The sequence below is a fragment of the Novosphingobium sp. MMS21-SN21R genome (assembly GCF_031846015.1).
Classification (GTDB): Bacteria; Pseudomonadota; Alphaproteobacteria; order Sphingomonadales; family Sphingomonadaceae; genus Novosphingobium.
On the sequence record NZ_JAVRDU010000001.1, the window covers coordinates 258,174 to 271,698 of the forward strand.

The 13,525-nt window shown below is 63.7% G+C and carries 16 protein-coding genes; 7 read left to right on the forward strand and 9 right to left on the reverse strand.

All coding sequences use genetic code 11. From position 1 onward, the window contains the following. Window positions 1-2 precede the first annotated feature (2 nt). Window positions 3-293, reverse strand: coding sequence for a molecular chaperone DnaJ (locus RM192_RS01250; RefSeq protein ID WP_311505711.1), 291 nt, complete (start codon window positions 291-293; stop codon window positions 3-5). Further along, window positions 293-1,132, reverse strand: coding sequence for a division plane positioning ATPase MipZ (locus RM192_RS01255; protein ID WP_311505712.1), 840 nt, complete (start codon window positions 1,130-1,132; stop codon window positions 293-295). The genes RM192_RS01250 and RM192_RS01255 overlap by 1 nt, the downstream gene beginning before the upstream one ends. A gap of 99 nt (window positions 1,133-1,231) precedes the next feature. Here RM192_RS01255 and panC point away from each other — a divergent pair, with 99 nt between their 5' ends. Then, window positions 1,232-2,092, forward strand: a complete 861-nt coding sequence (panC, locus tag RM192_RS01260; protein WP_311505713.1) for a pantoate--beta-alanine ligase — start codon at window positions 1,232-1,234, stop codon at window positions 2,090-2,092. Here panC and RM192_RS01265 read toward each other — a convergent pair whose 3' ends face one another. Genes RM192_RS01265 through RM192_RS01275 form a run of 3 tightly spaced genes read right to left on the reverse strand, consistent with a single transcriptional unit; the run spans window position 2,093 to window position 4,143 of the window. Beyond that, on the reverse strand, window positions 2,093-2,953 hold the full coding sequence (locus RM192_RS01265) for a metallophosphoesterase (protein ID WP_311505714.1): 861 nt from the start codon (window positions 2,951-2,953) through the stop codon (window positions 2,093-2,095). 35 nt (window positions 2,954-2,988) lie between these two features. After that, entirely contained in the window at window positions 2,989-3,840 is an 852-nt protein-coding gene (locus RM192_RS01270; protein ID WP_311505715.1) for a diacylglycerol kinase family protein, read from the reverse strand. Between the two features lie 36 nt (window positions 3,841-3,876). Continuing rightward, entirely contained in the window at window positions 3,877-4,143 is a 267-nt protein-coding gene (locus tag RM192_RS01275; protein WP_311505716.1) for a hypothetical protein, read from the reverse strand. 281 nt (window positions 4,144-4,424) lie between these two features. Between RM192_RS01275 and RM192_RS01280 the strand changes: the two genes are divergently transcribed. Next, window positions 4,425-4,721: a UrcA family protein gene (locus RM192_RS01280; RefSeq protein WP_311505717.1), complete on the forward strand. Its 297-nt coding sequence runs from the start codon at window positions 4,425-4,427 to the stop codon at window positions 4,719-4,721. 95 nt (window positions 4,722-4,816) lie between these two features. Here RM192_RS01280 and RM192_RS01285 read toward each other — a convergent pair whose 3' ends face one another. After that, entirely contained in the window at window positions 4,817-5,311 is a 495-nt protein-coding gene (locus RM192_RS01285; RefSeq protein ID WP_311508540.1) for a helix-turn-helix domain-containing protein, read from the reverse strand. Between the two features lie 157 nt (window positions 5,312-5,468). Here RM192_RS01285 and RM192_RS01290 point away from each other — a divergent pair, with 157 nt between their 5' ends. The 5 genes from RM192_RS01290 to RM192_RS01310 all read left to right on the forward strand — a co-directional run bounded on the left by RM192_RS01290 (window position 5,469) and on the right by RM192_RS01310 (window position 9,668). Next, window positions 5,469-5,825, forward strand: coding sequence for a CC_3452 family protein (locus tag RM192_RS01290; RefSeq protein WP_311505718.1), 357 nt, complete (start codon window positions 5,469-5,471; stop codon window positions 5,823-5,825). A 142-nt stretch (window positions 5,826-5,967) separates the two neighbouring features. Then, window positions 5,968-6,657 carry a hypothetical protein gene (locus RM192_RS01295; RefSeq protein WP_311505719.1) on the forward strand — a complete coding sequence of 230 codons (690 nt, stop codon included), beginning with the start codon at window positions 5,968-5,970 and terminating at the stop codon, window positions 6,655-6,657. A gap of 44 nt (window positions 6,658-6,701) precedes the next feature. Further along, window positions 6,702-7,100: a peptide-methionine (R)-S-oxide reductase MsrB gene (msrB, locus tag RM192_RS01300; protein ID WP_311505720.1), complete on the forward strand. Its 399-nt coding sequence runs from the start codon at window positions 6,702-6,704 to the stop codon at window positions 7,098-7,100. 139 nt (window positions 7,101-7,239) lie between these two features. Next, window positions 7,240-9,336, forward strand: coding sequence for a PBP1A family penicillin-binding protein (locus tag RM192_RS01305; RefSeq protein ID WP_311505721.1), 2,097 nt, complete (start codon window positions 7,240-7,242; stop codon window positions 9,334-9,336). Window positions 9,337-9,425: 89 nt separating this feature from the next. Further along, entirely contained in the window at window positions 9,426-9,668 is a 243-nt protein-coding gene (locus tag RM192_RS01310) for a hypothetical protein (protein ID WP_311505722.1), read from the forward strand. Between the two features lie 68 nt (window positions 9,669-9,736). Here the strand turns inward: RM192_RS01310 and RM192_RS01315 are convergent, their stop codons facing one another. The 3 genes from RM192_RS01315 to hflK form a co-directional block, all read right to left on the reverse strand. After that, on the reverse strand, window positions 9,737-11,278 hold the full coding sequence (locus tag RM192_RS01315) for a Do family serine endopeptidase (RefSeq protein WP_311505723.1): 1,542 nt from the start codon (window positions 11,276-11,278) through the stop codon (window positions 9,737-9,739). Between the two features lie 126 nt (window positions 11,279-11,404). Further along, window positions 11,405-12,256 carry a protease modulator HflC gene (locus RM192_RS01320; protein ID WP_311505724.1) on the reverse strand — a complete coding sequence of 284 codons (852 nt, stop codon included), beginning with the start codon at window positions 12,254-12,256 and terminating at the stop codon, window positions 11,405-11,407. Window position 12,257: 1 nt separating this feature from the next. Continuing rightward, entirely contained in the window at window positions 12,258-13,364 is a 1,107-nt protein-coding gene (gene hflK, locus RM192_RS01325) for an FtsH protease activity modulator HflK (RefSeq protein ID WP_311505725.1), read from the reverse strand. Between the last annotated feature and the right edge of the window lie 161 nt (window positions 13,365-13,525).

Here is a 13,525-nt window from a genome sequence, read left to right on the forward strand (position 1 = left end):
TGTTATCTTGGACGGCGGTCGCTCAGCCGGGCCAGCAGCAAGTCGCGCGCGGCATTGGCTTCGTGCACGGCCTCGTTCGATCCGCCCCGATCCGGGTGAACTTGCGCGATGAGGCGACGGTGCGCGTCGATCACCTCTTCGTGCCCAGCGCTGGCTGGAATCCCGAGCAGATTTCGGGCCTTTGCCTCGCTGTTTGAACGCGGATCACCCGCAAGCAATTCCCACGGCCAGCGTCCGGCGAGCAGCTTGCAGGCAAGGCTGACGAGGACCGCAAGCGTGAGCAGTTTTACCATCAGGCGGCGCTTTCCAGCGGGGCTGGCGGTTGAGGCGCAGCCTTGGCAGGCACCGGCAGGTTGAGACCCATGACCAGCGTGCGCAGTTCCTGCCGCGCGACGAGATGGCTGGTGCCCAGTTCGCCCAGATGGCCCTTGTCGAGCAGGGTCAGCCCGCTCGGAAACAGTTCGCGGTAGATCACGCGCTCGGACAAGCCGCTCGCGATGCGGAAGCCGACACGCTTGGACAGTTCAGTCAGCGCCTGATCGATGCGGCGCTGGTTGCGCGCTTCGGTATAGCCCGTGCGGTTGCGCACGACGACCCAGTCCATTTCGCGGCGCCCCTGCCCACTTTGGGCATCCTTGATCGTGGCCATCGCCCGCTTCTTGCGCGCTTCCCAGATCAGTTCGGCATAGAACGACAGGCGGCGGACCTTGAACGTCTCTGCGTCGACCTGACCGATGAGGTCGAAATCGACGAAACTGTCGTTGAGCGGGGTGACCAGCGTATCGGCGCGGGTGGCGACGTGGCGGGCCAGCGGATCGTCACGTCCGGGCGTGTCGAACACGATGAAATCGTGAGTTTGGCCAAGGCGTTCGGTCAATTCATCGAGTTCCTCGACGCTCTGACCGTCATAGACTTCGAAAGTGGCAGTCGGAAGCGCGACCTGGCGGCGACGCATCGTTTCGGCGCGGTTCTCGAGATAGCGGTGCATCGTGCGCTGGCGGGAATCGAGGTCGATCGCCGCGACGCGGGCGCCCTGATAGGCGAGCGCGACGGCGACGTGAACGGCCGTCGTGGACTTGCCGGTCCCTCCCTTTTCGTTGGCGAAGACGATGCGGTGCGGACCAGTCGACAAGGGGCTGTTCTCTCTGTTGTGATGCTGCGGCCGGGCTTGCAGGAGGCCACTTGCCCCCCTATCGCCCGTCTGTCCGGACTTAGTGGAGAGGCCGCCAACGTGCAAACCATCAATCGGCTTGTAGAGCTTCGCGCGGCGGTGGATGCCCTCAAAAACGGGGGAAAAACCGTTGCGTTCGTGCCCACGATGGGTGCGCTTCACGAAGGACACCTGACCTTGGTGCGAGACGGCCGCAAGCGCGCCGACCATGTCGTCGTCTCGATCTTCGTCAATCCGCGCCAGTTCGGCCCGGCCGAGGACCTTGACGCCTATCCGCGCCGTCTGGCTGCTGATGCCGCCTTGCTGGAGGCCGAGGGCGTGGCGGTGTTGTGGGCCCCGACCGTCGATCAGATGTATCCGGATGGCTATGCCACCAACATCTCGGTGTCGGGGGTGAGCGAAGTGGCGTGCGGCGCGGCGCGTCCGGGGCATTTCGATGGCGTTGCGACCGTGGTGTGCAAGCTGTTCAATCAGGTTCGTCCCGATTTTGCGCTATTCGGGGAAAAGGACTGGCAGCAGCTCGCGGTCATTCGCCGCATGGCGCGCGATCTCGATCTTACCCTGCCGCATGTTGATGCGATTATCGGTGTCGAAACCGTGCGAGAGCCGAGCGGCCTCGCCATGAGCAGTCGCAACCAATACCTGACTGAAGCCGAGCGGGATGCCGCCGCCAGTCTGTCGGCCACGATGCGCCGGGCGATTGCAGTGATCGAAAGCGGCGCAGATGTGGCTTCCAGCCTTGCTGCGTTGAAGGCCGAGATCCTTGGCGCGGGCTTTCTTTCGGTCGATTACGCCGATCTGCGGGATGCCGCGACACTGGAGGCATTGCCATCGTTCACCGGTCAGGCTGCGCGCCTGCTTGTTGCCGCGCGCATTGGAGGGGCGCGGCTGATCGACAATATGGCTGCCGGCCCCCGCTGATCAGTGAACCGGCGGGTCGACTGCCGGGACCGCGCCGACCGGAGCCACCGGCTCACCCTCGGTGCGCGGGGGCAGGGCGTTTTCCGGAACGTCGTCGATCTGCATGTCGCGCGTCGGCACATGTTCGAGATTGCGCACACGCACTTTCAGGCTGTCACCCTCAAAAGTCAGTTCGTTGAAGCTGGGCGGGGTCGAGCGGACGCGCTGCGAAAGCGTGCCTGCGCCGATCATCCTGACCGGGCCATTGGGCGTCGGGTGGATCAGATCGAACGGATCGTGGACATGACCCGAGATGACGGCGACGACATTGCGCAGCGCGAGTTCCGCCAGCGCGCGGCTTCCACCACGTGTCAGCGCCTTGCCGCGGGTTCCCGCCTCGACCAGCGGATGATGGCAGGCCACGACCGCGCGTTCGCCCTCGGGCAGCGCGTCGATAGCGGCGAGCGTATGGTTCAGAGCCGCCTTGCCGACAGTGCCTTTCGACCAGTTCAGTCGCCATTGCGCGCGGGCGGTGGTCTTGAGCGGGACGATGGCGACGCCGGGCAGGTCGATTTCGCGCTCGACCAGTGCCTCGATCGAGCGGAACCGGCGGTAGGGATCTACGAAGCGCTCGATCAGATTGAAATAGGGCAGGTCATGGTTGCCGACTTCGACCGTCACCGGCACGCCAAGCGCGCTGATCCACTGGCAGGCGGCGGTAAATTCGCGGTGTCGCGCCCGCATCGTCAGATCACCGGTGATGGCGACGGCATCGGGCTTCTCGCGTGCAATACACTGCGCCACCCAGTCGAGAGCGCGGCGATCCTCGAGGCCGAAGTGGATATCGCTTACGTGGAACAGGCGGAGCGGCGTCGCGGTCATAATGGCGCGGGTGATCGACGTTCAGGCACTGCGGGTCAATCCCCGGCAGGGTGTGTTGCAATGAAGTCCACGGCAAATTCCTCGCAGGCGAAGTGTTCCTCGAAGCTGCCCTGGCTGCGTTCGCCGTCGATCATCAGCGCGATGGGTGCCTCGCTGCGACAGATGGCCTTGTCGAAGCTACCTAAGTGATCGTGAGGGCCTTGGCGGAAATCGCGTTTGACCAACATGGCGAAACCTTGTGCTGCCAGGTCTGCAAGGTCGGTAAAGTCATAGCCGTCCGCTTCCATTCTCCCGTTTCCGGGGACGAACCGGATCGCGCGGTAGCCGTCGGGCTTTCCTGTTTCGGGATCAGCAAGGACAACGCCGGGTCCTTCGCGCGTTTCGCGCATGGCGTTGCCGAACGTGTCGGCAATAGCGCCGATGTTGAAGTCCCGCAGGCCCTCGCGCACATCAGCCCAGAGCGCGCCGGGACCTACCAGCACCTCTACCAGCCCCGCACCTTGCGAAGTTCGAACGACCCTCCGGCGCACGAGGCGGTGTGCCCCAGATGCCAGGGACCCAGTGATCGCTTCTGTCGTCACATCGCCGTGCAGCGCCTTTGACAGCAGGTTCTGCGTGCCGCCGGGAAAGATCAGGATGGCCCCGTCCCAGCCTTCCAGCCGTGACGCCGCGCTGTTCGCCGTGCCGTCGCCCGTAAAGATCGCCAGCGTGGCAACGCCTGCAGCCTCAAGATCGGCGCGGTCCGGTAATTCATCATCCGGAAAGCGAATAATCCGTGCAGGCGTGCAGCCTGCCGCAGCGAGTGATGCGGCGAGGTCATTGACGGAGGCATCGCTGTTGCTGCCGCTTGCGGCGTTGGTGACGAGCCAGAGGGGAGAAATGTTCATGGTTCAAGGCAAACCGGCGGCCCGGCTTCCGGTTCCTCAAACCCGGTCGGTAAGGATGAGCCAGGCCGAAAAGCTATTGAGCACCGAGTAGACCACATAGGCGATCGGGCCGCTGACATTGCCTTCTGCCGCGAACAGCAAGGCGGCAACCAGCAGCAGGAACTCCATGACCATCGTGAAGCGCCCGCCGAGCAGGTGGACGAAACGCGGCATCCGGCCAAGCATCGGGTGACCGCTGTCCATGACGGCGCGGTGGAGGGCGAAATTGCCGACGCCCAGCAGGAAGGTGATCAGAATCGGCATGTCGGCAGACGATATGGCGTGATCGGGCAAATGTCACACGTGCAGTTCGTGGACCTGCAAAAGGCGTTCGTCGGAGCCAAGCCGCATTGGTCGGACGCTACGGAAAGCTGGTCGAGCGCGGCGTGCTTCGCGCGGGCGGTTCACCTAGGGAGAATGCATGCGGTGGCCAGACAGTCCACTACCCCCTGGCTTCAAGGCCGCCGCATGAAGTCCCCCCGCCGGCCCTGTCCGGCACAGATTCAGCCCGCCGGCCCCCTCCGGCAAATATTCAGGAAGACGCCATGATCTCCAAGTCCATGATCGCCGCAGGCCTCTTCGGCCTCGCCCTTTCCGCCAGCCAACCTGCTTTTGCGGCGACGCGCAGTGTTGCGTACGCAGATCTCGACCTCACCACCGATGCAGGACATGCACAGCTCGACGCCCGGTTGAAGGATGCTGCCAAGGATGTGTGCGGATTGACCCGGAAGGACGCTTCGGCTGCCGACGTCGAAGCCGGTCGCCAGTGCTTTGCCAAGGCCTATGCAGATGCACGCCGTGCCAAGGGCGAAATTCGCCCGACCGCGCTGGCTGCGCGCTGAGCGCCGATACGCTTTAGTCCGGCGGAACCTCCAGTCCCCCGTCCGGGCCAAACTCAAGGGGTCGCCGAGAACCGGCGGCCCTTCTTTTCGAGCTTTCAGCGCGCTTCGCGCAGTTTCGGCTTGGCCGGCGCGGCTTCGATCTCGGAGCGTTCACGCCACATCAGGTCTTCGGGTGTCAGTGTGCGCCCGTCTTGTGCGTGGATGACTATGGCAGCGATGGGGAACCCGTCCCGCGCATCGCACAACACCGGGTTGGCCGGCACGCCGAGCTGCCACTTTTCGCCCCATTGGCGCAAAGCGAGCATCGCGGGCAGCAGGTCGAGGCCTTTGGGCGTGAGCCTGTATTCGATGCGGCGGCGGTCATCGGCGCAATGTTCACGCTTGAGAATGCCGACCTCGACCAGCCTTGACAGTCGGTTGGAAAGAATGTTGCGCGCGATACCGAGGGCTTCGAGGAAATCCTCGAAATGGCGCACGCCATTGAAGGCGGCGCGCAGGATCATGAACGACCAGCGTTCGCCCATCGCCTCAAGCGCGAGGGGCAGGCCGCACTGGGCGATTTCGTTCAGGGGTTCGCGAAGCTTTTCCATGTCGGTGCTGTCATAGCCCATCTGGCGACCCTATTTAAGTTTCTAGTTGCAACTTAAAACCTACAGTGATAGGTAGTGATTCGCAACGGAAATCGCATCCTCTCCAAGATCCGCTCAGTTTCCGTGGCCCCAGAGGGAAAATTTCAGGGGAAATACCATGATGATGTCACACCGTTCGGGCGCGATGCGCCAACTCCTGCCTGCGATCCTGGCGCTGGTCGGCACGACTGCAAGCTTCGCGATCACTGCCGCGCCAGCGCGCGCTGCCGCCAACGGCCCGTTCTATGCAGCCACGCTGACCCGCCCGATGGACGGCGCGCAGAAGCTGATCCAGAAGGGCGTGCTGTGGAAGTGCGAAGGCGCGCAGTGCAGCGCCCCGCGCGATACCTCGCGCCCGGCCATCGTCTGTGCGCGGCTCGTGCAGAAGGTCGGACCGGTGGCGCGTTTCGCCACGCCGCAGGGTGATCTTGCAGCGGAGGACCTGGCCCGATGCAACGAGGCCGCTGCAAACTGATCAATCCTGCCTGACTGCATTTCAGTTCTGCGGTTCTCCAGCGCGCGGGCCATGCCATCCATCCCGGCAGAGCTTGCGCCAATCCTCAAGGGCCGCGAACAGTAGTCTGTTCGCGGCTCCTTTTTGCCCCTAGCATGGCGTAATGCGCTTCCTCGCCTTCGCTTCGCTAGCCGCCTTGATTTCGGCCTCTGCACTCCAGGCGGCATCGCCGACACTTGCGCCTGACCTCTCCCGCCTGACCGATAACCACCGCGCTGCGCTGCGTTGCGCAGCGGCGTTTGCGGTCGTGGCGACCGAGCAGGCGAGCGGCGATGCGCTGGATGGCTGGCCACCGCTCGCTGTGCGCGGAAAGCAGTTTTTTGCGGACACCGGCGAGCGGATCACACAAGAAGCCGCGATCAGCCGTGAGGCCGTGCGTGACCTGATCGCCGCCGAAGTGCGGGCTCTGCAGACCGCTGCTGATCCTGATGCTGCGCTGTCGGCTTTGACCAAGCCCTGTGTTGTCCGGCTCGATGCGGCTGTGCCACCGCTTGTTGTGCCGGACCTCAGGCGCTGCGCCGCCATTCTGGATCTCGCCTATGAGGATATGCATGCCCGTGAAGGCCTGACTCCAGCGGCGCGCGACCTGAAGACATTGGCTTCGGTGCTCGCATCGCGCGAACGCGAGGCGCTGATAGCAGCGGGCCGCAGCGGGGATGAGGCCGACCGGATTGTGTCCGAAGGCCGCGATGCCATGCTCGCTGAAGCTGCTGACGGCAAGGGTGGCATCGAGAAGTATGACATCGCCCACTGCTACGATCTCGCCAAGCCCGCCGAAAAATCGCACTATTGAGGCAGGCGTGAGCGTCACCATATAGGCGGCAAAGGAGATCCCCCATGCCCGACAAACTCAATCTGACCGAAGCCGAGTGGCGCGAACGCCTGTCGCCCGAGCAGTATCATGTTCTGCGTCAGGGCGGCACCGAGCGCGCGTTCACCGGCGCCTACGAAAAGAACAAGGCCGAGGGCGAGTATCATTGTGCCGGATGCGGGCAGCCGCTGTTCATGTCTGACACCAAGTACGACAGCGGTTCGGGCTGGCCCAGCTTCTATGCACCCGTCGACGCTGATGTTGTGGACGAGCATCGCGATACTGCCCACGGCATGGTCCGTACCGAAGTGCGCTGCGCGCGCTGTGACGGACATCTCGGTCATGTCTTCCCGGATGGCCCCAATCCTACCGGCCTGCGCTATTGCATGAACAGTGCCTCGCTTGATTTCACGCCGAAGGATTGACGGCATTCGTCGGGCCTGAGCGCGGGTCCGACGATTAGCGGTTAACCCTGCGTTACGATTGTCCTATGCATGGGCTGCGAATGCGCGCAGCCCTGACGGTTCAAGCCTGCGCCAAGATGAGGGAAGCGGTAAAAGACTGATGGCCAGACGGGACATTCCCCGCCGCCCCGACGGCGGCCGGTCTTCTCCGCCCCCTTCCAGACAGCCCTCGGCCTTGCGCCGCTGGGCAGGGCGGCTGTTCGTGTGGGGCGCTGGCTTCGCTTTGCTCGGCGTGATCGCGCTGGTCGTTGCAGTCGCGGTCACCGCGCGATCACTACCGGGTTATCAGGAACTCAAATCGAGCCAGACCGGCCAGATGATCGTTGTGCGCGCGGCTGACGGTTCGGAAATCGTCACGCTCGGGCCAAGCTACGGCAAATGGGTGCCTTACGAGCGTATACCGCAGGCAATGAAGGACGCGATGATCTCGGTCGAGGATCGCCGTTTCGAAAGCCATTGGGGCGTTGATCCAATCGGCATCGTACGCTCGGTCATGGTGCGCGTGGAGAGCGGATACTGGAAGCAGGGCGGCTCGACCATTACGCAGCAGCTGGCGCGAAACATCTTTCTCAACAACACCAAGACTTTCGGGCGCAAGGCGCGCGAATGGGTGCTGGCGCTGGCGCTCGAGCAGAAGTTCTCGAAGCATCAGGTCCTCGAACTCTATCTCAACAAGGTCTATTTCGGCGGCGGCGCCTACGGCATCGATTCCGCTGCGCGCAAGTTCTTCGGTCATGCGGGCGAGGAAATTACTCTGCCTGAAGCCGCGATCATCGCCGGGCTGGTCAAGGCGCCCTCGCGCTATTCGCCCACCGCCGATGCCGAAGCTGCTGTCGGGCGTGCCGGCGTTGTGCTGAAGACGATGCAGGAAAACGGCGTCATCACCGCTCAGCAAGCGGCTGACATCGATCTGAAGAAGGTCAAGATGGTCGAGGACCGCGCGAGCCAGAACTCCGCGCGCTACTTCACCGATTGGGCGCTGCCGCAGCTTGACTTGATCCTGCCCGAGAACGACCAGCCGATCGAGGTCTGGACCACGCTCGACCCGGTCATGCAGCGCGCTGCCACCAGTGCCATCGCCGGGTTCGCGCCCAAGGGCGCGCAGGGCGCGCTGGTCTCGCTCGACCGCGATGGCGCGGTGCTGGCGATGGTCGGCGGCACCGATTACGTCACCTCGAACTACAACCGCGCAGTCAACGCCGTGCGCCAGCCGGGCTCGGCGTGGAAGCTTTTCGTCTATCTCTCGGCGCTTGAAGGCGGCTACACGCCCGACGACCGCGTGGTTGACGAGCCGGTCACGATCGACGGCTGGACGCCGCGCAACGATGGCGCGCGTTATGCTGGCGAGATCGATCTGCGCACGGCCTTCGCCTATTCCAAGAACACGGTGGCCGCGCAGCTTGGCAACGAGGTCGGCTTCGGCACCGTGGCCAACATGGCGCGGCGCTTCGGCATCACTACGCCGATCAACACGCTGCCTTCGATGGTGCTGGGATCGTCAGATGTGCGCGTGATCGATATGGTGCGGGCCTTCGCTTCGGTCCAGGCCAAAGGCATGTCGGTGACCCCTTTTGGCATCCGCAAGGTCACGACGACCGATGGCGAAGTGCTGTACCAGCACCGAGCAGAGGCCTCGCAGCAGCTCGTCCCGCCTTATGTCGCGGCGGGGATGACCGATCTGATGCAGACTGCGGTCAACATCGGCACGGGCCGCGCGGCGCAGATCGGACGCCCCACGGCGGGGAAGACAGGCACGACCTCATCGAACAAGGACGGCTGGTTCCTCGGCTTTTCCAGCGGCATAACCACCGGCGTGTGGATGGGCCGCGACGATGCCAAGGCCGTGCCCGGTCTGCAGGGTGGCACTGCGCCTGCCCGCGCCTTTGCCGCCTTCATGCGGGTGGCCACCGCCAAGCGCCCCGTCGAGAAGTTCGATACCGAACTCAAGCTCCCGCAATGGCAGCTCGAGCCTGACGACGAGGCGATGCAAGCCAACCCCGACGACTATTTCTACGTCGACGAGCAAGGCAATCTGGTTGATCCGTCACGCCGTCAGCGCGATCCGGAAGGTGACGTGATCGAGGACCCGAACAGCCCGCCAGAAGGCGTGCCTGCGGATGTGCCGCAAGCGGCGAACGACGATTTCCTCAACCGCGCCACGGGTCGGCAGCAGCAGAGGCCTGCTCCGGCGCCCTGATTTTGCGGCAAAATGCTTTGAACCAAATGGCTTGGTGATCGTTGGTGGTCCGAAGGGAAGCGTTTGCTTGGCCCTATAGGAGACAACCCATGAGCCTGTTGCAATGGGCCGCCGTTGGCGCGGCCGGATATGCGATCTATCGCGCAGTCCAGAAACAGAAAACCGAAACGTCACCGGCAGCCTTTGCTGATGGCGAGATGACCGACAAGAACTTCGCCCAGGTGCGTTCAGCCGGCGTAGAAGGCATGCGTTCGGACCCCAAGCGCTGGGACAAGATCGATCAGGCGTCGGACGAAAGCTTTCCGGCCAGCGATCCGCCATCGACCTACTAATTCGACCTGACGAAAAAGGGCCGCTCCTTACGGGGCGGCCCTTTTGCTGTGTGCAGGTGGCTCTGCGATCAGCGCAGGCGCACGGGCATGTAGGTGGCAGGCTGACCGCGGCGCTGGATGCGCAGCAGCACGGCCTCGCGGCCTTCGCTCTTGGCGGTGCGCACGATGCGCTCCAGATCGGCCAACGCTGTCACACTGACGTAGTTGGCCGAGAGAACGATGTCGCCGCGCTGCAGGCCCTTGGCGCCTGCATCCGATGAGGCATCGACTGCGGTGATGACCACACCCTTGGCATCCTCTCCCGCGCCAAGCTGGCGGGCGATCTGCGGAGTCAGCGGAATGGCGGCCACGCCAAGCGATGTCTGCAACACGCTTGGACCTTGCGGCGCTGGCTTGGCAGGGCCTGCAAAGCTGTCGTCGTCCTGCTGGGCGTCGGGGTCGAAGCTCTGCTGCGCCAGTTCCTCTTCGGTCGGGCGCTTGCCGACCACGGTCTGCACGGTCAGACGCTGGCCATTGCGGAGAAGCTCGACCGGGATGCGCTTGCCCGGAGCCGTGTTGGCGACGATGAACGACAGCGTCTGGTCGGGCGAGACGTCCTTGCCATCGACCTTGACCACAACGTCTCCCGCCTGAATCCCGGCCTTGGCCGCGGCCTGCGCTGGCTCGACTGCCTGAATGAACTCGCCCCGGTTCTTGGGCAGGCCCAGTGAGGCGGCGAGATCTTCCGAGAGCGGCTGGATGCGCACGCCCAGATACCCACGGTCAATCGCCTGCCCGGCGCGCAGCTTGTCGACGATGGGCGATGCGATCTCCGCCGGGATGGCAAAGCCGATGCCGACCGAGCCACCGGTGGGCGAGAAGATGGCGTTGTTGATGCCGATGACGTTGCCGGCCATGTCGAACATCGGGCCGCCCGAATTGCCCCGGTTGATCGAGGCGTCGGTTTGCAGGTAGCGGTCATAGGCCGAGCCCGAGCCGGTGTTGCGATATACTGCCGAGACGATGCCCTGCGTCACCGTGCCGCCAAGTCCGAACGGGTTGCCGATCGCGATGACCCAATCGCCAACACGTGCCTTGCGCGAATCGCCGAACTTCACGAACGGGAAGGCCTTGGGCGAGCTGATCTTGAGAACGGCGAGGTCGGAGGCAGCGTCCTTGCCGATCAGCTTGGCCGGATATTCTGTGCCATCGGGTGTGGTGACAGTGATCGATTCGACCTCGCCCTGTCCGTCAGCGGTAATCACGTGGTTGTTGGTCACCACATAGCCGTCTGCCGAGATGATGAAGCCCGAACCCAGCGATTGCGCTTCGCGCGTCTGGGGGCCTGCCCCGCCCTGACCGCCGCCGAACAAATCACCGAAAGGCGTGCCAGCGAAAGGATTGTTGTTCTGCACCTTCACGCGCTGGCGGGTGGAGATGTTGACCACCGCTGGCTGCAACTGCTGCGTCAGATCGGCAAAGCTCGATGGCGCACCGGCGCGCGGAACGACGGTCCGCATTTCGGACTGATCGTTCTGCGCAACTTGCGCGCCTGCCGGAAAGCCGGTCACCAAGGTCAGGGCGCTGCCCGCGAGAAGCAGCGCGGAAGTCACACCGTAAGCATATCGCACGTGGCCTGGTCCTCTTTGTCTACAATGGCGCCGAAAAAGCGCCTTTATCGTTTCGCCGCCGATTCACGCCGTTCTGCCTGAACGGATTTTGAATGGCTGTGTTCCTTGTCATTCAGAAAGGCCGATTCACTTGCCCTTGAACTGCCGGAGATACTCGTTGTCGGGCGAAAGCACGATCGAGGTGCTCGATCCCTTCTGCGAGAAAGTCGCGTCATAGCTCTGCATCGCGCGGTAGAAATCGTAGAACGCGGGGTCTTTGTTGAAGGCGTCAGCATATGTCTTCGCGGCTGTTGCCTCTGCCGTCGCGCGGATGATCTGGGCGGTCTTCTGGCCCTGCGCACGCAGCGTGGCCGCTTCCTGCTGGCGCGCGGTGGCCATGCGGGTGAACGCCGATTCGAGCGGAGAGCCTTCAGGAAGATCGGCGCGCTTGATCCGCACGTCGATGATCTGCGCGCCGTATTCGCGTGCCTCGCGGTCCAGCCCGGCGCGGATCTGCTCCATAGCGCGGCCGCGATCGGCGGTCAGCAACGAACCGAACGTGCGCTTGCCCAGTTCCTGACGCAGTGCGGAATTGAGGATCGGCTGGAGCTGCTCAGCCACGCGCTCGGTCGTTCCGGCGGTCTGCACCATGCGTACCGGATCGATGATGCGGAAACGCGCGAAGGCGTCCACTTCAAGACGGCGCTGGTCAGCCGAGAGCACCTGCTGGCGCTCCATGTCGAGATCGAGAATGCGGCGATCGACTTCGACCACTTGCTCCATGAACGGAATACGCCAGACGAGCCCGGCCCCGGTCTGGCCGAATTCCACGTCGGGGCGGAAGCGGTTGACCACGCGTTCGGGCTGGCCAAGCCGGACGACTACGGCCTGAGTCTTCTCGTCCACCACCTTCACGCATGACGCTGCGGCGACAAGCGCGACTGCGACAGTGACGATTGCGGCTTTCTGTTCGGCCCAGAGGTTCTGCAGGAAGCTCATGTCAGTTGCCTCCCTCGGCTGGCTTGGTCACTTGCGTGCGCTTCATCTCGGGCAGCGGCAGATAGGACTGCACGTTGTTGGTTTCGAGAATGACCTTGTCGGTCTTGCTCAGCACGCGCTCCATCGTTTCATAATACATGCGGCGGCGGGTCACTTCCGGGGCCAGCTTGTACTGCTCGTAGACCTTGTCGAAAGCTGTCGCCTCGCCGCCTGCGCGCGCGGTGAGCTGCTGCGCCCAGGCCTGCGCCTGATTGATGTCGCTTTGCGCGTCCTGCTGCGCGGCCAGCACATCCTTGAATGCGTCGACGACCTTGGTCGGCGGGTCGGTCTTCTTGATGTCGACGCCCTGAATCGATACGCCCGAGCGATAGGCGTCGAGCACCTTCTGCATGCGGTCGCGCACGTTCTGTTCGATCTGTTGGCGGCCCGATCCCATCGCGTCGTTCAGCGTGACTTCCGCAATCGACTGGCGCATCGCGGCCTCGGCCACTTCACGCACGGTCTGGTCCGGTTCGGCCAGCTGGAACATGTATTGCTTGAGGTCCTTGATGTTCCAGCGGACCAGATAGGTCAGGTCGACCAGATTCTGGTCACCGGTCAGCATCAGCTTTTCGCCATCGCCTTCGGGGATGGATTCACGGCGGATCGAGGTGACGTCCTGAACGCTGACCGACTGGATCGGCCAGGGCAGGGTTACGGCCATGCCGTTGTCGAGCGTGCGCGAATAGGCGCCGAAGGTAGTGACGACACCCTTTTCCTGCGGCGCGATGCGGTGGACCATCGACGTGCCGAGCCAGATCGCGATAACCAGCGCGATGCCGACCGGCGCCCACGATTTGCCATCGGGACGCTGCGGCAGGCGAGGCATGGTCGGACCCTTACCGCCGCCACCGCCTCCGCCGCCACCCTTGCGGGCGCGGAAGATGTCTTCGATGTTGGGGCCGCGCTTTTGCGGTGCATCGGCAGCTTGCGGCGGAAGCCACGGATTGCGCGGGCCTTCTGCAGGCGGAGCCGGTTCGGTCGGTCCATCGCCCTGCGGCTTTCCGCCGTCGGACTTCGGAGGCGTGTCGCCTCCCCCCGAACCCCAGGGGCTCTTCTTGCCAGTCATGAAAAGGCCGCGTTCACGGCCCTGTCGTGCGATCCATCCGCCCAGTAAAGTCATGGAGATTGTTATAGGAAGCGTTGGCGCGAAAAACAGTGTCCTTTCCCCAAAATTCATCTGCTAGTAGGCGCGGATCAACAAGGCAGGGAACAGGCGTTGAGCATTAC